We start from the raw sequence: 21,943 nt of genomic DNA, 5'->3' as shown, positions 1-21,943 counted from the left end.
CACGCGGGCCAAGCCCTGCATCTGGTTCTCCGGCTTCTGGAGTCAGGGCGACGGAGCGTCGTTCGAAGGATATCTCAGCCACGCCAAGGGCGCGGCCGCGCGCATCCGGGACTACGCCCCGAGCGACGCGACGCTGCACGGCATTGCCGACCGGCTGCAGGCCATCCAGCGGCGGAACTTCTACCAGCTCGCCGCCGAGATCAGCCATCGTGGGCGCTACTACCACGAATACACCATGGCCGTTGACGTCACGCGCGACAGTCCGACCTGGCAGCCGCCCACCGAGGACGCCGAAGAGATCGTGACCAAGGCGCTGCGTGATCTGGCCCGCTGGCTCTACCGCCAGCTTGAGGCTGAATACGACCACCTGACCTCGGACGAGGCCATCGAGGAGGGGATCATCGTCAACGAGTACACCTTCACCGAAGCCGGGCGGCTGTTCGGGTGAGAGCGCACGGTTGAAAACTGTCAGAAAACCGTATATGTTTCTGACAAAGGAGCGATCATGGAGCGCATGGCCGAAAGCATTATGAATGTTGCGACGACGTTGCCGGAGGGAGTGCCCTTGGCAGCGAAGGGGCTCCTGCACCTCGGCTCGCGCGCGGCGGTCGATCAGACGCTGTCGCGTCTGGCCGCGCGCGGCGAGTTGATCCGTGCGGGACGCGGCATCTACATGAGGCCCGTCCAGACACGCTTTGGTCCGCGCAGTCCGTCGGCTGAACAGGCGATTGAAGCGCTCGCTGTGCAGCGGGGTGAGACGATCGTCCCGAGCGGTGCTGCTGCGGCAAACGCTCTGGGCCTCACGACACAGGTGCCGGTCAAGTCGGTTTACCTCACTTCCGGTCGAAGCCGTGTGCTGAACCTTGGCCGGCAAGCGGTCGAACTGCGTCATGCGCCGCGCTGGCAGTTGGCCCTTGGGAGCAAGACCTCGGGCCAGGCCGTCCGTGCGCTGGCATGGCTCGGGCCGGATGAGGCTCCCAAGGCCCTGCAAATCCTGCGATCCAAGCTTACGGAGACGGCAAAGACTGAGCTGATGTCCGCCGCGCCGCAGTTCCCGACTTGGCTGGCACGATTGATCGGAGAGATGGTCCATGGCTGAGGCATTCATGCGCCTCAGCGCCAAGGACCGGCTGGACGCCATTGGTGTCGCAGCCGATCTTGTTGGCCAGCCGTCTGCGACCGGTCAGCCTGCTCGCGCGATCGCTTCGACCAGGACTGCCTTCGTTACTCCCTGTGCATGGCCCTGAAGAATCTGAAATCCCTCTGACACCAACAACTTGCCTGTGAGGGCATCAACCAGCGCAGGATTCATTTTCTCGGCGACTGCGAGCGCTTCCCGGCAAGCATCAGGAAATCTGGAGCAGGCTTCAACGACGTAGTCGGTGCCAAGTGCATGGGCGACGGCGGCGATGTCGAACATGTCCCGGGGCTGGAGGTGTGAACCGCGGAAGACTACCTTCTTGGCTAGGATTTCGGCTGGCGTCTCGAGTTTGACGCGTCGTCCGCGGATATCGGTAATGACATACGGTTCTTGGGTGACTGGGTCGCAGCAGATGAAGTCGATCTCGCCGACGCCATTGAACACGATCTTCAAGGCGCGCGTGCCATCGGTTTCATAGTCGCTCGGTGCGAGTTCGAGATTGTATCCTTGCGTCTCAGGGTTCAAATACGGGAGATACTGGGCATCGTCGATAAAGAGATCGATGTCGTGGCTTTCGCGATGCTTGATTTGGAGCATGAGAGCCGTTCCGCCCCCAAAGCTCCAGTTGGACATGCCGATACCCTGACCGTTGGCTTGGTCAACGATCGCCATAGCCACATCAAAAAGCTCGGGCCAGCGGCTTGGCTGCGGGACGTTCATTCAGATCGCGAGCGGGAGCTTGTATCCGGCGAGCTCGGAGAATTTTTTTGCGACCACGATGACTGCGTCCTTGCTAACACCCATCTCGTCGATAAACGACTGCTGCAGTTTGGGGGACACTTCGGACAGGAAGGCGAACACGCTGCAATCGAAGGCATCGACGCTCTTGCTGTCGGCGATTTTTTCGGCCAGCTGGGTAGCCGTCACCTGCACGCCGTAGGGCGCGCTGACTGTCGACATCACTTTCGCTGCGACCGAGGCCATTGCATCATCTCTGTGAGGTAACTTCTCGCGTAATGTAGTCGATGGGCATCAACAAAGCAATAAAGCCCCGCTTTACCTGGGCTTCCTAGGTCTCACGCGCCACTGCCGGTCTCCGGTTTCACGAAATCTTCCGGCACCATGATCCGATAGCGCGGGTGGATCTTGCCGCCTTGAACCAAGGCTCGGTCGCCGCTGCCGAGATCAAATGCCTGCGGGTCGATCCTTTTGCGCCAAGGATGATTGTGACGGTCGGCAAAGACGAAGAACAGGCGCTTGACCTTGATCTTGCGGCAAGCCTCGAGGAGGTCGGAAAGCAGTTTCGGGCGCAGGGTTGTCAGGCTCTCGAAAGCCATGTCGAGCGTGTGGAAACTCTCATGGTCGGGCAACTCGTCCATGGCCTCCAGGATCGCGCGCTCCGGCGTCGACATCGTGAGACCCCAGTCCCACGGCTGGCCGGTCGTCATGCCTTCGATCAAGCCCAGTTTCGGGTCGGCAAACAAGGATCGGGGGCGGGTTCTTATCGGGGCATCCATCGGCAGTTTCGCCAGCCAATTGGGGATACTGACCCCATAGACCCAAACTGGAGCGCTTTCGCCGAGGCGCAGATAGTGGGCATGTCCCTGTTCGCCGAGCGCCGTGGTGCCGCCAACATGCAGGTCATGACCCATGATATGCTGCGTGGAGAGGATGCAGGTCTTCCAGTCGATGCTGTTCGACGTCGGGGGGGCTGCGGTTCTGGGGAGTGGGCGGCGGAATACGCCTCGGGTGATGCGGTCGAGCCAGCCGCGCTTCACATAGTCACGGAAGCTCTCATAGGCGATGCCTTGGGAGACGAGCCACGCGGCATCGACCAGATACCCGGCGGGCACGGCATCAAGCAGCTTCTTCAGATTCTGTGACCTTACGGCGTCCATGATGCCTAAAGTGACATATTTTTAAAGAGAGCACCATGGATTTCTTTGACGGAAGCGACACTTTAGCGTTTCGGACGCTCCAAAGTCAGAATTTCCAAAGAACTGAGGGTAGCCCTAATTGATGGGAGATTTGAATGCGCGGGGATAAGGGACGGCTATAGGTTTGCGGTGGTTGCCGAAGGTCGCAGCGGTGTACCTCTCGGAGAGCCGCCGCGACCAGACCGTGGTCCTTCGGACAGAAGCTTGACCGAGGCTGATGTCCCTAAGCGCCCCTGCCAACCTATAGGTTGGCAACTACGCTCGGTTTGCCAAGCCACGGTATCGTTCTCAATAGCGATTGCCTTGTCCTACAATAGCTTGCGGGCCCGCAGTGGAGCCCGACAAGACGTGTTCGACTACATCGAGTTCTTCTACAACCCGCCGCGCAAACACGTTAGGAACGGCATGCTGTCACCGATCGCCTTCGAACAGCAGCAGAAACTGAAACTGCAAGGAGTCTAGCAAACTAGGGGCTGTTCACTGACCCTAAGAACCTCGTCCCGTTGTCAAACCCGCTATGGACTGCGCAAGGGAGTCACGGTCCAGCCCGAAGTGGTGATAGAGGTCGCCGATTGTGCCAGTCTGGCCGAAATGCTCGACCCCGTGTGACACTGTCTTGTGCCCGCCGACCGACCCTAGCCAGGCCAAAGTGGCCGGGTGTCCGTCAATGGCCGTGACCAGCAGACAATCTCGTGGCAGGTCCGCCAACAATGTCTCAATGTGGCTGCGTGCCGCCCGGTTACCACGTGCGCGGGCGCGCTGTGCGGCCGTCCAGCCCGCGTTCAGCCGATCGGCCGAGGTAACGGCCAGCACCCCCACATCGCGGCGGTGTTCGCCGATGATGCCCGCTGCCGCAATAGCCTCAGGCGCTACAGCCCCCTGATAGGCGATCACTGACTGGCAATTTGGTCCGGGCTTTCGCAGCCAGTAAGCTCCGTCGATGGCTCCTTGCAAGAAGGCGTTGTCGTGGCGCTTGCCCGGCTGTTCGAGCGGGTTTGTCGTCAACCGCAGATAGACCGACCCGCCTGTTTTGTCGCGCAGCCAGGTGCGTTCGTCCGGGTCGCCATCGCCGTCGCGTTGAAGGTAGTCGAAGGCCCATTCCATGATCACCGCCAATTCATCGGCAAAGGCCGGTTCAAACGCCGCCAAACCATCCTGCGACATGCCGGTCAAGGGTGTCCCGATGGACTGATGCGCGCCGCCTTCGGGCGCCAGTGTAACGCCCGACGGGGTGCCGATGATGATGAAGCGGGCATCCTGATAGCAGGCATAATTCAGGGCATCGAGGCCCCGATGCACAAAGGGGTCATAGACTGTGCCGATGGGGAACAGCCGCTTGCCGAATAGGCTGTGTGACAGGCCCGCCGCCCCCAGCAGCAAGAACAGGTTCATCTCGGCGATGCCCAGTTCGATATGCTGTCCCTCGGGCGCAAACTCCCACTTCGCGGTCGAGGGGATGCGGTGCTCAATGAAGGCATCGGCCTGCGGCTGACGCGCAAACAACTTGCGCCGGTTGACCCAGGGGCCGAGGCTGGTGGTTCCCGTTACGTCAGGCGAGGTGGTAACGATCCGCGCGGCCAACGCAGAGGAGCTCTTGGAAAGATCGTCGAGGATCTTGCCGAAGGCAGCCTGGGTCGAGATCTCGCGGCCAGTATCGACGATGATCTTCGGCACGGCAATGCGGTCGTCGTGATAGCGGCGGCTGCCATTTGCAAAAAACGGCACACGCGAGAGGAAACTGCGCAGGGCGGTCGGGTCTTGGACGGTGGCCATCGGCTCCCACTCCTGGCCCTGCGGCACGCCCATGTGCCTTTGCCATGACGCAAACTGAGTGGGGTTCATCAGCCCGCCGTGGTTGTCCTTGTGGCCGGCAATCGGGGTGCCCCAGCCCTTGATCGTATAGGCGAGAAAGCAGGTCGGCCGGTCGTGGGTGACGGCGTCAAACGCCTCGGCCATGGTCTGCACGCAGTTGCCGCCAAGGTTTTCCATCAGCGCTGCCAATCCTGCGTCGTCGCGCCGGTCGATCAGCGCCGACACATCGCCCTGATCGCCCAGATCCTCCATCAGCCGCTTGCGCCAGACGGCCCCGCCCATAAAGGTCAGCGCGGCGTATTGCTGGTTCGGGCAGCGGTCGATCCAGTCGCGCAGGGCGCTGCCTCCCGGCTCGGCAAAAGCCGCGCGTTGCAGGGCGCCGTATTTGACCCGCACCACATCCCAGCCGAAGGCGTCGAAGATCTGCTCGATCCGCGCAAACAGCCCTTCACGCACGATCCCGTCCAGCGACTGGCGGTTGTAGTCGATGATCCACCAGCAGTTTCTCAGATCGTTCTTCCAGCCCTCTTGCAGCGTCTCATAGACGTTGCCTTCGTCCATCTCGGCATCACCGACCAACGCCACCATGCGGCCCAAAGGCAGATCGCCGCCCCAGTCCTTGGCGGCGATATAGTCCTGCACGATCGACGCAAACGACGTGATCGCGACGCCAAGGCCGACCGATCCGGTAGAGAAATCGACATCATCCACGTCCTTGGTCCGGCTGGGGTAGCTTTGCACCCCACCGAAACCGCGGAAATTCTCCATCTTTTCGCGGGTCTGGTTGCCCATCAGATACTGGATGGCGTGAAAGAGCGGCGAGGCATGGGGTTTGACCGCGACCCGGTCTTGTGGCCGCAGCGCGTGGAAATAGAGCGCTGTCAGGATCGACACCATCGAGGCCGACGACGCCTGATGCCCGCCGACCTTGATCCCGTCTACCTTGGGCCGGATGTGATTGGCGTGATGGATCATCCAGTGCGACAACCACAGCAAGCGCTGTTCAATGGTTTTCAGATGGGGAAAATCAGGCATCGGCAACTCCTTTAGGCAAGAATATCGCAGTCCTTGGGCGAGATACCTGCATTTTACCTGTCTTTTCGCACTCCGATTGCTCATATTCGGCGTCAAATTGACAAGGGGCGCTGATTTTCGGCGTATATCATGTGAAACTGGATCAGATCGACCACCGAATTCTGAAAGAACTGCAGGCAGATGCGCGCATCTCACATCAGGAACTGAGCGAGCGTGTCGGCCTGTCGCCCTCACCCTGTGCGCGGCGCATCCGTCGGCTAGAGGCCGACGGCTTCATCACCGGCTACAGCGCCGTGGTGGACGAGGTACGCATGGGCTTTGGCTTCAGTGTCTTCGTCTCTGTCAAGCTGGATCAGCAGGTGGACCGCAAACTTGTCGAGTTCGAGCGTGAGGTCAAACTCTGCCCCGAAGTTGTGGAGTGTTGGCTGATGACCGGCAGCTTCGACTATCTACTTCGAATTTCGGTTGCCGACCTGAACGACTTCGAGCACTTTTTGACTGGACGTCTAACGAAGATCGGCGGAGTCGCTTCGATTGAGTCTTCAATACCTATCCGATGGGTAAAGCGGCAATCCGCGCGGATCAGCTGAGCTTAGGACGAGACTCCAGACGCAATCAAGTCCACCAGATGACTGATCAGATCGCCCGCAAGAAGATAGCCTAGACCTGTTCACCTAGCAGCCCGGAGAGAGCCGCGTTGATCTGCGGCATGTAATCAGGCTCGATGGCGAAAAGACCAAGATGGCCTGCCTTGCCTTCGATCACGGTCAGGCGGGCACCGGGGATCAATGCTGCCTCTGCGATGCAGGTGGTCACAGGGAAAATCTGGTCTGACGATATCGGCATCAGCAGCACCTTCGACTTCACCTTCGCGTAGGCGGCCTTTGCATCGCCGCCCGCAATGCCACCCACATCGGCGCGTTGCCATTTGCTGACCTGTGCCAGCAGGTTGTTGGCATCCATCGGCGCGAAATAGCCGGTCATGAAATCGGTCAGAAAGGCATCCAGAGACGCATGGCCCAAGGGTTCCCACCCCTTGCGGTCTAGAAAATCAGGGCACCAAGCAAGGTTTGTCCAGTAAAGCGCGTGCTGGCGCAGTGGCACTGCCATGTCGGCAGCGGCATAGGCTCCGCCGTTGAAGCCTGGAGCAGAGGTCAGGATGTCCTGCACGATCTTGCCTATGACCACGGCATGGGGGCGCGTGGTGCCAACCCCCGCCAAGGCCGCAACACGCTGTGCAAAACCGGGGTAACGGCAGGCCCATTCCAGCGCCTGCCCCGCCCCCATCGACCCGCCGAACACCAGCGCCAGATGATCGAGGCCAAACGCCTCTGTCACCAGCCGGTGCTGTGCGTTGACGTCATCTCCCATTGACACTGCGGGAAAGGCCGCCCCCCCTTGCGCCGCAGAGTTAGAGGGCGATGTGGACAGGCCTGATCCCAACTGATTTGCCAGAATGATGAAATACTTCGATGGGTCCAGCGCATGGCCCGCGCCTATGTAAATCTGCTCCATGATCTTGGTGGTGCCCGTGTACCAGGTGGTGACCAGCACTGCGTTGTCCTTGGCCGCGTTCAGCGTGCCTTGGGTGGCGTAGGCAATTTGCGCGTCCTTCAGCACCTGCCCCGAGGTCAGGGTGAAATCGCCAAGGCTGTGCAGATGAAACGGACCGTGGTTTTCCTGTGAATAGTAATCACTCATTGTTGCCATCTCCTCAGGTTGCAAATTTCTCAGGCCACAAGGCGGCCTTGGTGGTATAGCCGCAAGCAGTCTTGCGGCACGTCAAAACGCACGATTGCCCCGACCGTTTCGGCCCCTGCTACGGCACGGATGCGCAACGACGCGTCGCCGACCGACAAGGCCAGCACCTGATCGGCACCTTCAAACCAAATGCGCGTCACGGTGCCTGCCAGGGGGCCACCCGCAACCGCATGCTCCGGGCGAAAGGCCAGTGTCAGATCTGTGGTAGGCAGGTCCGCGGGGGCTGTGCGGGACAGGCCGGCGCCGGGGACAAGCACCCGGTCACCCTCGCGCACGGCGGGCAAAAAGTTCATCGCTGGGCTGCCGATAAAGGTCCCAACATGGGTGGTGGCAGGGCGTTCAAACAGCTCTTGCGGAGTGCCCGCCTGTATCACCTCACCGTGGTTCATCACGACAACTGTATCGGCAAAGGTCAGCGCCTCGTTCTGGTCATGCGTGACCAGCACCATAGTCAGGCGAAACTCGCGGTTGATGTCCTTCAGGATCTTGCGCAGCTCGAACTTCATCTGCGGGTCGATCACCGTCAGCGGTTCGTCCAGCAGCACCGCTGAAACATCTTCGCGCACCAGCCCGCGGCCCAGCGAGATCAGTTGTTTCTGATCTGCCGTAAGCGCCACGGCGCGGCTGTTCAGATGCCGCGACAGGCCCAGCCGCTCGGCAATCGCCTCGACCCGCGCCTTGATGCGGGGGGTGGGCACGCGGCGGCACACCAACGGGAAGGCCAGATTTTCGCCCACCGTCATCGACCGGTAGATCACCGGCACCTGAAACACCTGCGCGATATTCCGCGCGCCGGTGTCTTTATCAGTCACATCCTGCCCGTCAAACAGGACCCGGCCCTCAGACGGCTTCAATAGGCCCGAGATGATATTGAGCATGGTGGATTTGCCACAACCAGATGGCCCGAGCAGCGCATAGGTGCCGCCATCGCGCCAGGTCATGTCCAGCGGTTTCAGCGCATTTGTTCCGTTGCCGTAGGAGTGGGCCAGTTTGGCCAGACGAATTTCTGCCATGTCAGACCCCTGCCCTTTGCCCGTCTGCGCCAAAGACTAATCCTTTGTGCAGATCAAGATGCACGCCCACCACATCACCGGGGCTTCGCAGCACGACGCTTTTTTCCTGCATCACCAGGTCAAGGCCGTTCAACGACAGGTGGGTCAGCGTTTCAGACCCGGTGACTTCGGTAAGCGTGACCCGCGCCTGATGCGGCCCGCCCGCGCGGATATCGCTTGCGCGCAGGCCCAGCGTGTAGGCACCCGACGGCAGAGTAATTGCCTGCTGGCCAAGCGCGCCGAAATCGGCAACGCCGTTCTGGTGAAATGGGATCGGGTTGATCGGCGGGTCGTTCACGACCCTGGCGGCGGTCAGGCTGGCCGGGTTGGCAAAGACATCACGCGGGCTGCCCGATTGCACGATGCGACCGTCCGCCAGCAGCACGATCTGGTCGCCCATCTGCAAGGCCTCACGCGGATCGGTCGAGGCGTAAAGCACCACTGTGCCCGTCTCTACTGCCAAGAGGTCAACCAGATCTTTGCGAAACGCCTCGCGCAGATTGTAATCAAGGTTCACAAACGGCTCGTCTAACAGAAGGACCGGGGCCTTTTTCACCAGCGCGCGGGCGATCGCCACACGCTGTTGCTGGCCACCTGACAGCGCCGAGGGGCGGCGGTCCACCATCGCGGCAAGACCCACGCGCGCTAGGGCCGCCTCGGCGCGGGCGGCGGCGTCGGCCTTGGCCACACCCGCGCGCACCAGGGGGAAGGCCACATTGTCGCGCACGTTCAGATGTGGATAGTTGATGAATTGCTGCGTCACCATCGCCACCGGGCGCTTCCAGGGCGGCAGGCGCGTCCAACCCGTGCCGTCCAGCAAGATCTGGCCCCTGTCCGGCGCAATCAGCCCCGCAATCGCGCGCATCAGCGTGGTCTTGCCCGCCCCAGTGCGGCCCAGAATGGTGGTCAGCGTGCCGGGCTGAAAGCTGGCGTTAATGGCGGCTAGATGCGCCACGCCCCCCACCAGCAGCTCAAGATCTGTGATCTTCAGCATCAGCGCACCGCCCCGGCCAAGCCGCCCTTTGACAGGAACCGCTCTACCACAAACGCCAGCACAACCAGCGGCGCGATGGATACCAGCGCCGCCGCCGACAGCGACCACCACGGCGTCACCGATGAATTCAGCGACACGATGGCCACTGGCAAAAGCTGCGTCTCGGTAAAGGTCAGCGTGAAGGCAAAGAAAAAGTCATTCCAGCCAAAGATGATGCAGAACATCCCGGCCACCACCAACCCCGGCAGAGCATTGGGCAGGATCACCCGCCAGAAGGTGGTGATCGGATTGCAGCCATCCATCCACGCCATCTCATCCAGCCCACGCGGCACGCCGTTGAAGAAATCGACCATGACCCACACGGCAATCGGCATCAGCAGCGCCACATAAACGAGGATCAACCCCGGCAGACTATCCAGCAGGCCAAGCGAGCGCAGCATCAGGAAAAAGGGAATGGCCAGCACGATAGGTGGCATGATTCGCTGGCTGATGAAGAAGAAGGTAATGTCGCTGTTGCGCATCCACAGAAACCGGAAGGTGAACCGCGACAGCGCATAGGCGGCCAGTGTGCCAAGCGTGATGCTGATCACGCTGGCCGAAAGGGTAACGACGAGGGAATTGTAGAACGGCTTCACCACATTGATACCGCCCACCCCGCCGAAAAGCGACTGCCAGCCCTGCAAGGATGGTTCATACTGCACCCACGGGATCCATGTCGCCCCGCCGGTCACGCCATTGGCGGATTTGAAACTGGTGGTCAGCGCCCAGAGGAACGGGAACACGACAAAGGCCGACCACAGCGCGATCGCCAGATATTTCAGCGCCAGATACAGGGTTTTCATGCCGCGTCCTTTACCAATGCGCGCACCAGAAGCTTGGCAATCACCGTCAGCGCCACGATCATGATGATCAGGTAGGTCAGCGACAGCGCCGCCGAATAACCGATCTGGAAATCCCGCATCCCCCGAATGTAGATGTAATAGCTGGATGTTTCGGTACTGGTGCCCGGCCCGCCAGATGTCAGCACATAGACCGTTTCCATGATCTTTGACGCCTCGATCAGGCGGATCAGGATGGCCCCCACCGAAATCGCGCCCAGCATCGGAAAGGTTACTGAAAAGAACGTCCGCACAGGCCCCGCACCATCAATCTTTGCAGCGAGATATGGCTCGTTCGGCAAGGACAAAAGCCCCGCCAGCAGCAGCAGAAACATGAACGGCGTCCATTGCCAGACCTCGACAATCACCACCGCCGCAAAGGCCCAGCCTGCGCTGGAGAGCCAAGGTGCGGCGCCGATGCCGAGACTTTCCAGAATGGGGTTCAGCGGCCCGAGGCTTTCATGAAAGATTGTGCGCCACAGCACCGACATGACGACGGGCGTGGTCATCATCGGGATCAGGAACAACACCCGGAACAGCCGCCGCGCGGCTAGGTCGCGCCAGACCATCAGTGCCAGCGCAAAGCCAAGGACATACTGGATCAGCACCGTGGTGACCGAGAGCAGCGTCAATCGCCCGAGAGCCTGCCAATAGCGGGCGTCCTCCCACAGGCGGCCATAGTTCTCGCCGCCGATCCAGTTCAAGCCGGGGTTATACACATCCCAGGAGGAAAAGCTGACGCGGATGGTGAACAGAAGCGGGAAAAGGATGATCGCCACCAGCACCAGAAGGCCGGGCAGAAGGAACAGGTATTTCTGGCGGTACATCGGCGTGCGGTCCTTTTTGGTTTCGGATCGGCTTGGTTGCCGTCACTAAAGCCGCCCCACCCAACCCTCCGCCCCAAAGGCGGGAGGGAGAAGCGGGATCTGCAAAGCTGTCTTGCGACGCATCCGGCAAGACGTGCCACGTCAGTGCAGGGGCCTCCCCCATGGGGAGGCGATGGGGGTGGGGGGGGCTGCAACAGCCCCCCTTTGATCACTTGTCTTCCAGTGCCACCACGTTTGCATAGGCGGCTTTCACCTTGTCCTTGCCAATCCGGTCCACGATTGCGGTCCATTCGGCGGCCACACCATCCAGCGCCTCTTGCGCCGTGGCCTCGCCCGATTGCGCCCGTGCCACACCTGCAGCCAGCGACGACATGAACTCGCCCACCCCCGGCACGCGCAGGTCGAACACCTGATTGGGGGCGCTGTCCACCGCCTTCAGCGTGTCGGCATAGGTGGTGGCAACGGCAGCATCCCAGCCAAGGTCGTTCTGATAGAACGCCGGGTCGAAATGTTCGGCCCGGTACGGGTTCACGCCAAAGCGGCCGATTTGCAGGTCAGCCATGGTGTTCGCCTCGTTGGAAAAGAAGCACAGATAGTCGAATGCCATATCCTGATTGGGGCTTGCCGCGGCCACTGCAGACGACCAGCCCCAGGTGACATAGGATACCTGATTTGGCGTCTCGAACGTATCCCACGCGCCGGTGGTGCGGTTCCAGACCTCTTTCGCGCCCGGCAAGGGTGCTGCGGCCACCTTGTTGCGGATCGGGCTGTCAGCCTGCATGGCCTGAATGAAAGCATCGTCCCATGAATAGGACATCAATGTCTGCCCGCCACCGAACGAAAAGATCTCATCCCCCAGACCGAAAGACGTGCCACCGGGCGGCATCGACGCCTGTGCCGCCACGAACAGTTCCAGCCCGCGCACCCAGCCGGGGGTGTTGATCAGGGGCGTCATGGTTTCCAGATCAAAGAAGAAACCACCCTTCACGTCGGGGTGCTTGGCATAGGCCGCAACACGGCTGATGAAGGCGGAAAACATCAGGTCGTCGCGCTTGGTCACTTCGGCAGTGCCGAAGTTCGGCGCACCGTCGCCGTCAAAGTCGAAATCGTTGAAGACGGCGGCGACCTCGTTATATTCCTCCCATGTTGCAGGCACGGTCAGATCGCGGCCAGTGGCCTCTTTGAACTTCGCCTGCATATCCGGGTTTGCGAACACATCGCTGCGGTACTTCAGATAATGGCGGTCGCCGTCCATCGGGTATTGCAACAGCTTGCCATCCACAAGCGACACGCCACGGTAGGTGTCGGTCACAGATTTCATCCCCGATGTTTCCTGATATGCCGCAGGCACTTCGGCAAAAAACGGACTGAAATCCCCCAGCCACAGCGAGGCATGGAACAGCACGTCATACGCCGCCTGCTGTGTCTGGAACGGAATCATGATCCGCTGGAACAGATCGCCGAACGGCACGTGCACCACGTTGACGGTGGCCCCGGTCAGTTCCTGAAACTGCTGAGCGTGCAGCGCTGTCGGCTCGCCGATCACCGGGATGGCATGGGTGATGATGTTCAGCGTGCGCCCGGTGTAGTCCTTGGCATCAATCGCTTCGAAGGAACAGGTGCCCGGCACATCGGCCTTGATGCCGTATTTGGTGTAATCCTCAGCCATTGCCGTGCTGGCAATCAGGCTCAGGGCCGTCGTTGCGGCAAACGCGCCGCGCAGCGTTGTCTTGGTCATGGTTTCCTCCCGAAAGATCATGTTTATTGCAAGGGAAGCGGACGGTCAGGGGACCAGAACCGCACGTCCCTTGATCTTGCCGTGGTGCAGGTCTTGCAGTGCCTGATTTGCTTCGCTGAGTTTGTAGTGCTTGGTCGCCAGTTCCACCAAACCGCGGTCAGCCAGCGCCATCAATTCGGTCAGTTCGGCCCAGGTGCCGACAAGATTGCCGATAATGTTTCGCTCGGTAGAGATCAGGTCAACGGTGGGAATATTGATGTTTTCGCCGTATCCCACGATGTAATAGCTGCCGTTGGCTCGGGTCATGTCGAGCCCCTTCTTCGTGGTGCCTTTTTCGCCCACGAAGTCGATCACTGCCTCGGCTCCCTTGCCGCCAGTCAGCGCCAGCACGGCGTCAACCTCGTCACCGTCAGCCTTGACCAGATGATCGGCCCCGCCTTCACCTGCCAGCTTCAGCGACACATCGGAAATATCAACGACGATGATCCGCGCTGCACACATGGCGCGCAGAACCTGCACACCGATGTGGCCCAGACCGCCCGCGCCGATGACAACCGCCGTCTGGTCGGGCAGCAACACTTGCGCGGCTTTCTTGGCTGCGCGGTAGGCCGTCAGTCCGGCGTCGGCATAAGGGGCCACGTCCTTGGGGGCCAGCGTCTTGGGCAAGGCTACAAGATTGCGCGACGATGTCAGCAGCGCCTCGGCATAGCCGCCGTTGCTGTCCAGCCCCGGAAACTTGCCGTCACCGTGCATGTCATGGCCACGGCGGCAGGCAAGACAAGTGCCACCCGTGACCTTCGGGTGCACGATGACCGGATCGCCAATCTTGAAGCCTTCAACCTCAGGGCCGATTTCTTCGACCCAGCCTGCGTTCTCATGCCCCATAATGAGCGGCAGCAGCTTATCGCCGGTGGGGTCGGTGATCGGCATCCACACGCCTTCAACGATATGAAGATCGGTGCGGCACACACCGGCCCCGCCGATGCGAACAATTACATCTGTCGATTTTGCAATCTTGGGATCCGGCACGTCCTGCAACGTCACCCAGTTTGGCGCGGTCAAAGCCATGTCGTATTTGTGAAGAACCTGCGCCTTCATGGGGTGACCTTTCCTGTTTTCCGCCCGGTCGGGCATTATGGTTGCCGGGTCCACAAAGCAGCCTTCTCTCAGCCTGGCAAATCAAAGGCTGCCCCCCTGCAGAAGCGTTCAAAGTCTGGACAGATCAGCCCCGAAGCGTGGGTTCTCTGAACAGGGTCCAGGCGGTTCAGGGCCATGGCGGACAGGCTGCGGCGACAGCATCCGGCCACAGCATCCGGCCACTGTGCAGAATCTGGACAGTGACCTGCGAATCGGTTGGCGCGTTGACAAACCGGCGCTGACCACTACACCGAAAGCAGGGTCAGCCTGGGGAGGAGGACCGAAAATGTCACACCAAAGCCCGGCGCTGTCGCGCGCGCGTATTATGCTGGAATCGCAAGGGCGGTTTCCGGGCGGCGCATTGCCGGGTGATATCTCTGATAGCTGGCTGCGCAGTCTTGGGCTCGGCCTTGATCCGCTGGCGCGTAGCGAGGATCTGGTGCTGACGGACACAGCCTTTCGCGCCAGCCGCGCGGACCACGCCGACCTGATCCATTTCGCCCGGCCAGAACTGGAATTGCTGTTCGACCAGATCGCCGGGTCAAATTTCATGATCGCGCTTGGATCGCCCGATGGGGTGGTGCTGGACACGCTGACCGACGGGCAGTTCGCCGATACCGATGCCGGGCGGGCGGTCATTGCGGGGTCGGTCTGGACGGAAGCGGCACGCGGCACCAACGCTTTGGGTCTGTGCATCATCAACCGCGCACCGACGCAGATTTACGGTGGCGAACATTTCCTGCGCGCGCATGGCGATGTCAGCTGCATTTCGGCCCCGATCTTTGACGGGCGGGGTGGTCTGGCGGGGGTGCTGGATGCGTCATCGGGGTCCACGATCCGGCAGCAACATACGGCGGCGCTGGTGCAGATGTCGGCCAGCAACATCGAAAACAGCCTGATCCGCGCCACACATGACCGGCTGATCGTGCTGCAGTTCCACCCACGGCCAGAGTATCTGGGCACGCTGTCGGTGGGCATGCTGGTGCTGGATGAGGACTTTCGGATCCATGCCGTGAACCGGCGGGGCGAGATGTTTCTGACCGGGTTCAAGAACCAGCTGTCCGAACGGTTTGACCGGCTGTTTGACCGGCAGTTCGAGGATATTGCACAGCGCCTGCTGCAGGGCGAAACCCTGCGCCTGCGTGACAGGATGGGGTCGGGCGTGTCGATGCGCTGCGTGGCCAACCGCGCCAGCTTCGCGCTGGCGGGGCGCCTAAGCCCGGTGGTGCCGATGCGCGCCGAACCTGTGGCCGTCCCAGACCGCGACCCCGACCCGTTCCGCGACATCGTGCTGGATGACCCTGCCCTGCGCCGCGCGCTGTCCGGCCTGCCGGATGCGGCGCGCAAAGCCCAGCCAATCTGCCTGATCGGGCAAAGCGGTACGGGCAAAGAAACCTATGCCCGCATTGCCCATGCCATCGCCCGGAAGGGCAAGCCGTTCGTGGCCGTGGATGCAGCCACTTTGAATGCCGCGCAGGCAGTCACCACACTGCTGGGACAGACGGAAAGCACGGGCCTTTTGGCCGAGGCGGCAGGGGGCAGCCTGTATCTTGGGGACATGACGGTCCTGCCCGGACCCTTGCAGATGGTCATCGCGCGGCTGCTGGAACAGGGCGAGTATCGCCATCCGGTGACCGGCGCGCTCGTGCGGCCCGACGTCCTGTTCTTGCTCGGCGCGACCACTGCCCCGGCTGCTGCTGACCTTGCACCACAACTGCGCTATGCAGCGATGGGGACGGCGATTACCCTGCCATTGTTGAACGAGCGCAGTGATCTGGCCGCGCTGGCATTGCGCTTTGCGCGGGCAGCACGCGCGGATGCCACGCTTGGCCCAAGGGTCGCAGACCTGCTGGCGGCACATGATTGGCCGGGCAACCTGCGCGAATTGCGGGCGGCGATGGCGCAGGCCGCGGGGCGGCGGCAAAGCGGGCCTGTGCAAATGGCGGATTTCGCGGGCCTGCTGGTCAACAGGTCAATCCCTGCCATTCAGCATGCCTGCGCCAGTTGTGAAGGCGTGCAGTGGAAGGCCGATCAGTGCCTTGCCGTGCGGGCCGCCGTGCGCCGCCACGACGGCAACGTCACCCGTGCGGCGCAGGAACTTGGCATGTCGCGCACCACGGTCTACAAGCACATTGGTGCTGCGGACTGACGGGCGCCTGCTGGCTACAGATCATACATGACATTGATGCGCGCCACATATTTGCTGGTTCCCGCGCCCAGCCGTGCGCCTGCATGCAGCACCGACGCCCGGTTCTGCCCGTGGCGGAAAAACAGGGCCCGTCCGGTGTGGGGGGTGATGGTGGCCCCGGCTTCGCCCTTGTCGTAAAGCACGGTTTCGCCGCCGATGATGCCATCTTCGGCACCGTTCAGGTACAGCAGCATCGTCAGCATGGAATGGGTGCCGCGCCATTGCACCATTCCCGTACCGTCAGTCGAAAGCCCGAATCCCGGCCAGTCGCCATCGGTGTGCAGGTTGAATTCATCCCCGATGTCGTAGCGGTACATGTTGATCCGCTGGCTAAGGCGCGGTGACAGCGCGCGCCCTTCAAGCGTGGCGGGAAGCAAGGGTTTCAAGCGGCGGTGCAGTTCTGCCATCGCCGCCTCGGGCGCAATCCAGTGCACGGTCTTGTTGCGGCGCATGCCCGGCGGGGTCTGAATGCCGGGGGCGGCATCGCGGTAGCCCAGACTTTCGGTCAGGTCGATGAACCGCGCGGCCTCGGCGCGGGTGATCACGTCTTCCATCAGAAAGGCCAGCTTTTCACCCAATGGCACGGCGTCAAGCCGTGTTTCGGGTGCGTCGGCTGGGTCCAGCAGGCCCGGCGCGTCACAGGCCCAGATCGGCGTGCCCTCTTCAAAACCGCCTTCGGGCAAGGTGCCGGTCAAGCGGGCGACAACGCGGAAATCAACGGCAAGCTGGGTCATGATGTCGGGAACTTTCGGGGCATGAGGCGGGAAGATCGGGCGGATGGAAGGGGATATCCCCATCCATCCGTTTTGTTTGGGATCAGACCCAATCAGCCGGCAGATAGACAAAGCCGCTGTCCTTGGCCTTGAATTTGCCAAAGCCGGGGAAGTTGACATGGGTGAACGCCGTCAGGATACCATCGGCGGCTGCCATATCCAAGAGTTTGCGGCGCGACTGCGCCGCAAGGGTGGCATCGGTATCAAACCCGAATCCGGCTTCAGGCACCGCCGTGTGGATGGCGATGTTGTGCAGCGTGTCGCCCATGATCATCATCTGCTGATCACCACTGGCAATGTGCAGCACCGAATGACCCATCGTGTGGCCGGGCGCATGCTTCAGCGTCAGGCCGGGGAACACCTCACTTTCGGCCACTTGCCGCGTGCGGTCGGCATAGGCGCCAAGCGTGCGACGGGCGGATTCGAACAGGCCCTTGGCACTGTCGGGCGCTTGGGCAAGGATCGCGTCATCGCCCCAGAACTTCAGCTCGGCTTCGTGGACGACGATCTCGGCATTCGGGAAGACCGCCTTGCCGTCCGCGTCCACCAGCCCTTCGGCGTGATCGGGGTGCGCGTGGGTAAGGATCACCCCGTCGATCTGGTCGGGCGTGATGCCAACGGCGGCCAGGTTTGCCAGCGTGTTGCCAAGGCCGGGGCCGAACAGCTGTGCGCCCCCAAGACCTGCATCGACCAGATAGGTACCGGTTTCGGTGTTCACGACAAAGGTGTTGATCGGGGTTTCCAGCGTGAAATCCTGCCCGACCGATTCCAGAATAGCGGCCATATTGGAGGGATCGACGCCCGAGAAGTAATCGGGGCTCAGCGCCAGAACGCCGTCCAAAAGCGCTGTCACCTCAGTAGTGCCCACTTTGACACGGTGAAAGCTGGGCAGGGTCACACCAAGCGGCGCGCGGGCAAAAGCGGGGAGTGCGGCACTTGTGCCAAAGGCGGCGCCCATCAGGGCGAAGGAGCGACGTGACAACATCAGATACCCTTTCATATATCAAATAACGGCGGATTTCCGTGGGTCGTAATCGGATGTCTCCGCCGGGCCTTTAGCGCAGTTTGGCACAACGAGTATGACCTGATCAGCGAATGCAATGAACAGGCACTGTGCGCTTTTCTGTGATTGAATAATGACCAGCGAATATTCAGCAACAATATCAATGTGAAGCAGCAATGCAACGCGCTGCATTCTGACCGTTGTCATCCCGAAGTGTGAATAGTGGTGGATCGCCTCGATGCCCTTTTTGCGGCCATATTCATTGTTTTTGTGGACGCCAAAGGGCGTTTGCAACGACACCGTATTCTAGACCTTGATGAGACACTGCCCTGCCTTTACCCGGACGGCCACGCGCAGGCCACGACTGATAGTGCGGGTTCACAGCGCGCCAATCAGGCCATGGTCGCTGCCATTGGCGATACGGCTCGCATTATGGTCGGTGTCAAAGGGGATGAGCACGCCCACTGGGCCGAATGCCTCTTCGCGGGCCACGCGCATATCGTTGATCACATCAGCATAGACTGCCGGGGCGATGTCGAAGCCGCCGTCCTGCCCTGTGATCGTGGCAGCTGCGCCACCAGTAATCAACTTGGCCCCGTCCAATTTCGCCACGTCGAAGAACGCCCGCACCCGGCCAAACTGCTGTGGTGTGATGGTCGGCCCCAAGTGTTTCGCCGGGCACAAGTGCCTCGGCCACGCGCTTTACCGCCGTCACGAACGTCGGATACTCTGCGCGCCGCATAAAATGCCGCGTGCCCGCCTAACAGACCTGCCCTGCATTCAGAGTGAAATTTTTCACCGCCCCGGTCGCGGCAATGTCAGGGTAGGCATCGGCAAAGATGAAGTTGGCCGATTTTTCCACAGGTCCAGCGTCAGGGGGATGATCTGATCAGCCGCGATTTACCTGCCGACGCGGTCCAAGCCGACAGGCCCGGTAAGGGCCATGTTGGTGTAGACTTCCAATCGCATGTGCCGAAAATCAGCTTTTGATGAACCCGACCAACACCCCATTTGACGCTGAATCTGCATAGGTGCACCACGCACACAACCCTTTCTCTCGATGAAGATGTCCTGCTTTTAGCCAAGGCAATCGCGGGTCAACAGGGGTGCTACTTTTGGTAAGGTGGTTTCCGGGTTTGCGCGGCGTTCCTTGCAACGACCTGTCTCCCGGGCCAAACGCAAGGGCATCCCACTGCTGGCATCACATCTCGACATCGAGTACATCTAACAGAGCACAGTTGCCGCTCGTCTGAGATGCTCGATCACCTGTTCCCGTCGATCCACTTCGACATGAGCCCCTTGTCGCGGAAGCATTCCTCTGGAACGGCGCGCCGCTTGATGCGCGCGAGCTTCTCCGCAAAGGCCACCTGCTTCGAGGTCGGCAGCCTGTCCATGTCAGATACCGGCTTAAGCAGGGCCTGAGCCTCGATCCAGGCGCTGAGCGACCGGCGGTCCTGCTGAACTTCCCACGGAAGGAGCGTCTGGTTGCGCAGGGCGAGCGAGCGCGCATAGGCGATCTGCTTGGGCGTCGCGGGCAGGGCGTATGTGGTGCTGTCCATCGGGAAACTCCCTTTCTGGCTTGGCCCCCAATATAGAACATAACAGGAACAAAATCAAGCCAAGCGTCCGGGACGCGTCGGCTCGAGAGGAAGAGGGGGGCCGGGGAAGATTAGGCCTGAGGGTGCCCGAGAGAGGGTGTCCGGGGCTGGTCCTGTCCCTCATTCCGGAGTTCCCCGATGACCTATCTCGCTGCTGTTGCGCCTCTCGTTCCTGTTCCATCTCGCGATCCCGCGCCCGCGATCCTCGCCGTCGCCGAGGCGCTGCAGCCCGATCTCGCCCAGGGCTTCCAGATCGACGCGCTGCGTCTGCGCCTTGAGATGGAGCGCGCCTTTGGCGGCTCCGATGCCGACGGCGCCTGGGACTGGAAGCTTGCCTACGAGGCGGGCGAGGTGGCGCTGGTCCTCTTCCTGCGGAAGTTCGGCCGTGCGCTGCTCGCCCGGGCGGGCTCGCCTGCCGCGCTGCTGCCGATCCTTGCCAGAGTGTCCGGCCTTTTGCCGACCCATACGCGACGCTCGGAGGAGATGGAGCGGTTTCAGCAGTTCTCGACGCCGCTGCCCATGGGGCTGGCGGCACTGGCGGCGGCACAGATCACCGCGCGCGATCTGGTGCTGGAGCCATCGGCCGGGACCGGGCTTCTGGCGATCCTCGTCGAAATCGTGGGCGGTAGCCTGATGCTCAATGAGCTGGCCGATACGCGCGCCGATCTTCTGCGCCACCTTTTCCCTGGGCGACCCGTCACCAGTTTTGATGCCGCACAGATCGACGATCATCTGGACGCAGGCCTTCGCCCGAGCGTCATCCTGATGAACCCGCCGTTTTCGGTTGTGGCGAATGTCGATGCCGGACGACCGAGGCGACAGCGCGGCATCTGCGCTCGACGCTTGCGCGCCTCGTGCCCGGCGGGCGAGGGTGCTGCCGCTCGGCTCGTCGTCGAGTCCCGGGCCGGGTCTGCCAACCTCGCGGAAACCGCCGCCTTCATGGATGACCAGAAGCGCATCCTGATCTTCTCGGACGCAGGCGGCACCGGGCGCAGCTATCACGCGGATCTCGGGGCCAGGAACCAGCGCCTGCGCGTTCACTACCTGCTGGAGCCCGGCTGGAAGGCCGATGCAGCGATCCAGGGCCTCGGCCGCACCAACCGGACCAATCAGGCGCAACCGCCGCTGTTCCGACCGGTGGCCACGGATGTGAAGGCGGAGAAGCGGTTCCTCTCCACCATCGCACGCCGGCTCGACACGCTTGGTGCCATCACGCGCGGCCAGCGCCAGACGGGCGGGCAGGGGCTGTTCCGGCCCGAGGACAATCTCGAGTCCCCCTACGCCCGCGATGCGCTTCGCCAGCTTTACCGCCGCATCTATCGCGGCGATTTGGCGGGCTGCTCGCTCGGGGCCTTCGAGGATGCGACGGGGCTCAGCCTGACCGATGACAACGGGCTGAAGGACGATCTGCCCCCGATCACCACCTTCCTCAATCGCCTGCTAGCGCTGACGATTGACATGCAGGCCGTGCTCTTCTCGGCCTTCGAGGAATTGCTCGACCAACGGATCGAAGGTGCCATCGCTGCCGGGGTCTACGACCTCGGGCTCGAGACGCTGCGCGCCGAGAGCTTCCGCGTCACGGACGCCCGGGTGATCTACACCCATCCCGGCTCCAGCGCCGAAACCCAGCTCCTTACCATCGCGGAAAAGCGGCGCAACACGCCGACTTCACTCGCGGATGCGCTCGACTGGCTCGCGGACCCGAAGGCGCGACTTCTGGTCAACAGCCGGTCGGGCCGTGCCGCGGTGCAGGTGCCCGCCACCAGCCTGATGCTGGATGATGGCACCATCGAACCCCGCCTGCGGCTGATCCGTCCGACCGAGGCCAGCAATGTGCCCGCCAATATCATGGAGGACACCCACTGGCTAGAAGCCGACCGCGCGGCCTTCAGCGCCGCCTGGACCGCGGACCTGGCCGACATTCCGGAGTTTTCGGAAGCCACGCTGCACATCGTTGCAGGCCTCCTGCTGCCAATCTGGAAGCAGCTCCCCCAGGACGAGACCCGCGTCTATCGGCTGCAGACTGACGACGGCCAACGCATCATCGGCCGCAGGGTATCGCCCACTTG

At 61.8% G+C, this 21,943-nt stretch carries 20 protein-coding genes and 2 pseudogenes; 6 read left to right on the top strand and 16 right to left on the bottom strand.

Annotated features, from left to right (window positions below; all coding sequences use genetic code 11):
* Together U1E69_RS06115 and U1E69_RS06110 are read left to right on the top strand one after the other, a co-directional pair.
* The coding region (locus U1E69_RS06115) for an antitoxin of toxin-antitoxin stability system (protein WP_322243464.1) at positions 1 to 448 on the top strand (448 nt) is incomplete at its 5' end.
* A 57-nt stretch (positions 449 to 505) separates the two neighbouring features.
* On the top strand, positions 506 to 1,099 hold the full coding sequence (locus tag U1E69_RS06110) for a DUF6088 family protein (protein ID WP_322243463.1): 594 nt from the start codon (positions 506 to 508) through the stop codon (positions 1,097 to 1,099).
* Positions 1,100 to 1,183: 84 nt separating this feature from the next.
* Here the strand turns inward: U1E69_RS06110 and U1E69_RS06105 are convergent, their stop codons facing one another.
* The 3 genes from U1E69_RS06105 to U1E69_RS06095 all read right to left on the bottom strand — a co-directional run bounded on the left by U1E69_RS06105 (position 1,184) and on the right by U1E69_RS06095 (position 3,039).
* The gene (locus tag U1E69_RS06105; RefSeq protein ID WP_322243462.1) at positions 1,184 to 1,861 is read right to left on the bottom strand and encodes a nucleotidyl transferase AbiEii/AbiGii toxin family protein; all 678 of its coding nucleotides are present in this window, start codon (positions 1,859 to 1,861) and stop codon (positions 1,184 to 1,186) included.
* The gene (locus U1E69_RS06100; RefSeq protein WP_125327872.1) at positions 1,862 to 2,125 is read right to left on the bottom strand and encodes a hypothetical protein; all 264 of its coding nucleotides are present in this window, start codon (positions 2,123 to 2,125) and stop codon (positions 1,862 to 1,864) included.
* 92 nt (positions 2,126 to 2,217) lie between these two features.
* On the bottom strand, positions 2,218 to 3,039 hold the full coding sequence (locus U1E69_RS06095) for a type IV toxin-antitoxin system AbiEi family antitoxin domain-containing protein (protein WP_322243461.1): 822 nt from the start codon (positions 3,037 to 3,039) through the stop codon (positions 2,218 to 2,220).
* A 360-nt stretch (positions 3,040 to 3,399) separates the two neighbouring features.
* On the opposite strand from U1E69_RS06095, the pseudogene U1E69_RS06090 reads away from it, so the two are divergent.
* A pseudogene (locus U1E69_RS06090) lies at positions 3,400 to 3,540 on the top strand (IS3 family transposase); the annotation flags it as partial.
* Positions 3,541 to 3,564: 24 nt separating this feature from the next.
* On the opposite strand, the gene U1E69_RS06085 reads toward U1E69_RS06090, so the two are convergent.
* Positions 3,565 to 5,925 carry a 1-deoxy-D-xylulose-5-phosphate synthase N-terminal domain-containing protein gene (locus tag U1E69_RS06085; RefSeq protein ID WP_322243460.1) on the bottom strand — a complete coding sequence of 787 codons (2,361 nt, stop codon included), beginning with the start codon at positions 5,923 to 5,925 and terminating at the stop codon, positions 3,565 to 3,567.
* 137 nt (positions 5,926 to 6,062) lie between these two features.
* Between U1E69_RS06085 and U1E69_RS06080 the strand changes: the two genes are divergently transcribed.
* On the top strand, positions 6,063 to 6,515 hold the full coding sequence (locus U1E69_RS06080; RefSeq protein ID WP_125327899.1) for an Lrp/AsnC family transcriptional regulator: 453 nt from the start codon (positions 6,063 to 6,065) through the stop codon (positions 6,513 to 6,515).
* Between the two features lie 70 nt (positions 6,516 to 6,585).
* Here the strand turns inward: U1E69_RS06080 and U1E69_RS06075 are convergent, their stop codons facing one another.
* The 7 genes from U1E69_RS06075 to U1E69_RS06045 all read right to left on the bottom strand — a co-directional run bounded on the left by U1E69_RS06075 (position 6,586) and on the right by U1E69_RS06045 (position 14,273).
* Positions 6,586 to 7,626, bottom strand: a complete 1,041-nt coding sequence (locus U1E69_RS06075; RefSeq protein ID WP_125327869.1) for an alpha/beta fold hydrolase — start codon at positions 7,624 to 7,626, stop codon at positions 6,586 to 6,588.
* 29 nt (positions 7,627 to 7,655) lie between these two features.
* Entirely contained in the window at positions 7,656 to 8,699 is a 1,044-nt protein-coding gene (locus U1E69_RS06070) for an ABC transporter ATP-binding protein (protein ID WP_100196011.1), read from the bottom strand.
* 1 nt (position 8,700) lies between these two features.
* Positions 8,701 to 9,732, bottom strand: coding sequence for an ABC transporter ATP-binding protein (locus U1E69_RS06065; RefSeq protein WP_305540210.1), 1,032 nt, complete (start codon positions 9,730 to 9,732; stop codon positions 8,701 to 8,703).
* Positions 9,732 to 10,574: a carbohydrate ABC transporter permease gene (locus U1E69_RS06060; protein ID WP_125327867.1), complete on the bottom strand. Its 843-nt coding sequence runs from the start codon at positions 10,572 to 10,574 to the stop codon at positions 9,732 to 9,734. The genes U1E69_RS06065 and U1E69_RS06060 overlap by 1 nt, the downstream gene beginning before the upstream one ends.
* Positions 10,571 to 11,437: a carbohydrate ABC transporter permease gene (locus U1E69_RS06055; protein ID WP_125327866.1), complete on the bottom strand. Its 867-nt coding sequence runs from the start codon at positions 11,435 to 11,437 to the stop codon at positions 10,571 to 10,573. The genes U1E69_RS06060 and U1E69_RS06055 overlap by 4 nt, the downstream gene beginning before the upstream one ends.
* 208 nt (positions 11,438 to 11,645) lie before the next feature.
* Positions 11,646 to 13,175, bottom strand: coding sequence for an extracellular solute-binding protein (locus U1E69_RS06050; protein ID WP_100196111.1), 1,530 nt, complete (start codon positions 13,173 to 13,175; stop codon positions 11,646 to 11,648).
* A 45-nt stretch (positions 13,176 to 13,220) separates the two neighbouring features.
* Positions 13,221 to 14,273: an NAD(P)-dependent alcohol dehydrogenase gene (locus U1E69_RS06045; protein ID WP_100196007.1), complete on the bottom strand. Its 1,053-nt coding sequence runs from the start codon at positions 14,271 to 14,273 to the stop codon at positions 13,221 to 13,223.
* 325 nt (positions 14,274 to 14,598) lie between these two features.
* Between U1E69_RS06045 and U1E69_RS06040 the strand changes: the two genes are divergently transcribed.
* A complete protein-coding gene (locus U1E69_RS06040; RefSeq protein ID WP_322243459.1) occupies positions 14,599 to 16,461 on the top strand; it encodes a sigma-54-dependent Fis family transcriptional regulator in 1,863 nt (620 codons plus the stop codon).
* A 14-nt stretch (positions 16,462 to 16,475) separates the two neighbouring features.
* Here the strand turns inward: U1E69_RS06040 and U1E69_RS06035 are convergent, their stop codons facing one another.
* The 5 genes from U1E69_RS06035 to U1E69_RS06015 form a co-directional block, all read right to left on the bottom strand.
* Positions 16,476 to 17,234, bottom strand: coding sequence for a 2OG-Fe(II) oxygenase (locus tag U1E69_RS06035; RefSeq protein ID WP_322243458.1), 759 nt, complete (start codon positions 17,232 to 17,234; stop codon positions 16,476 to 16,478).
* Positions 17,235 to 17,316: 82 nt separating this feature from the next.
* A complete protein-coding gene (locus tag U1E69_RS06030) occupies positions 17,317 to 18,258 on the bottom strand; it encodes an MBL fold metallo-hydrolase (RefSeq protein WP_322243457.1) in 942 nt (313 codons plus the stop codon).
* Positions 18,259 to 18,276: 18 nt separating this feature from the next.
* Positions 18,277 to 18,570, bottom strand: a complete 294-nt coding sequence (locus U1E69_RS06025) for a hypothetical protein (protein WP_305540184.1) — start codon at positions 18,568 to 18,570, stop codon at positions 18,277 to 18,279.
* 84 nt (positions 18,571 to 18,654) lie between these two features.
* Positions 18,655 to 18,942 (bottom strand): aldehyde dehydrogenase family protein, encoded by a 288-nt coding sequence (locus U1E69_RS06020; protein WP_305540181.1) that lies wholly within the window; start codon positions 18,940 to 18,942, stop codon positions 18,655 to 18,657.
* A gap of 596 nt (positions 18,943 to 19,538) precedes the next feature.
* Positions 19,539 to 19,835 (bottom strand): hypothetical protein, encoded by a 297-nt coding sequence (locus tag U1E69_RS06015; RefSeq protein ID WP_322243456.1) that lies wholly within the window; start codon positions 19,833 to 19,835, stop codon positions 19,539 to 19,541.
* 909 nt (positions 19,836 to 20,744) lie between these two features.
* On the opposite strand from U1E69_RS06015, the pseudogene U1E69_RS22585 reads away from it, so the two are divergent.
* Positions 20,745 to 21,943, top strand: a pseudogene (locus U1E69_RS22585) (strawberry notch C-terminal domain-containing protein); the annotation flags it as partial.

Source organism: Tabrizicola sp., assembly GCF_034366665.1.
GTDB lineage: Bacteria > Pseudomonadota > Alphaproteobacteria > Rhodobacterales > Rhodobacteraceae > Tabrizicola.
The sequence above is the reverse complement of the archived record's forward strand: the minus strand, read 5'-3'. Positions and strand labels throughout refer to the sequence as shown.

Coding starts and splice junctions, on each gene's coding strand:
- U1E69_RS06110 (WP_322243463.1), top strand. CDS start 506: ATGGAGCGCATGGCCGAAAGCATTATGAATGTTGCGACGACGTTGCCG.
- U1E69_RS06105 (WP_322243462.1), bottom strand. CDS start 1,861: ATGAACGTCCCGCAGCCAAGCCGCTGGCCCGAGCTTTTTGATGTGGCT.
- U1E69_RS06100 (WP_125327872.1), bottom strand. CDS start 2,125: ATGGCCTCGGTCGCAGCGAAAGTGATGTCGACAGTCAGCGCGCCCTAC.
- U1E69_RS06095 (WP_322243461.1), bottom strand. CDS start 3,039: ATGGACGCCGTAAGGTCACAGAATCTGAAGAAGCTGCTTGATGCCGTG.
- U1E69_RS06085 (WP_322243460.1), bottom strand. CDS start 5,925: ATGCCTGATTTTCCCCATCTGAAAACCATTGAACAGCGCTTGCTGTGG.
- U1E69_RS06075 (WP_125327869.1), bottom strand. CDS start 7,626: ATGAGTGATTACTATTCACAGGAAAACCACGGTCCGTTTCATCTGCAC.
- U1E69_RS06070 (WP_100196011.1), bottom strand. CDS start 8,699: ATGGCAGAAATTCGTCTGGCCAAACTGGCCCACTCCTACGGCAACGGA.
- U1E69_RS06065 (WP_305540210.1), bottom strand. CDS start 9,732: ATGCTGAAGATCACAGATCTTGAGCTGCTGGTGGGGGGCGTGGCGCAT.
- U1E69_RS06060 (WP_125327867.1), bottom strand. CDS start 10,574: ATGAAAACCCTGTATCTGGCGCTGAAATATCTGGCGATCGCGCTGTGG.
- U1E69_RS06055 (WP_125327866.1), bottom strand. CDS start 11,437: ATGTACCGCCAGAAATACCTGTTCCTTCTGCCCGGCCTTCTGGTGCTG.
- U1E69_RS06050 (WP_100196111.1), bottom strand. CDS start 13,175: ATGACCAAGACAACGCTGCGCGGCGCGTTTGCCGCAACGACGGCCCTG.
- U1E69_RS06045 (WP_100196007.1), bottom strand. CDS start 14,273: ATGAAGGCGCAGGTTCTTCACAAATACGACATGGCTTTGACCGCGCCA.
- U1E69_RS06040 (WP_322243459.1), top strand. CDS start 14,599: ATGTCACACCAAAGCCCGGCGCTGTCGCGCGCGCGTATTATGCTGGAA.
- U1E69_RS06035 (WP_322243458.1), bottom strand. CDS start 17,234: ATGACCCAGCTTGCCGTTGATTTCCGCGTTGTCGCCCGCTTGACCGGC.
- U1E69_RS06030 (WP_322243457.1), bottom strand. CDS start 18,258: ATGTTGTCACGTCGCTCCTTCGCCCTGATGGGCGCCGCCTTTGGCACA.
- U1E69_RS06015 (WP_322243456.1), bottom strand. CDS start 19,835: ATGGACAGCACCACATACGCCCTGCCCGCGACGCCCAAGCAGATCGCC.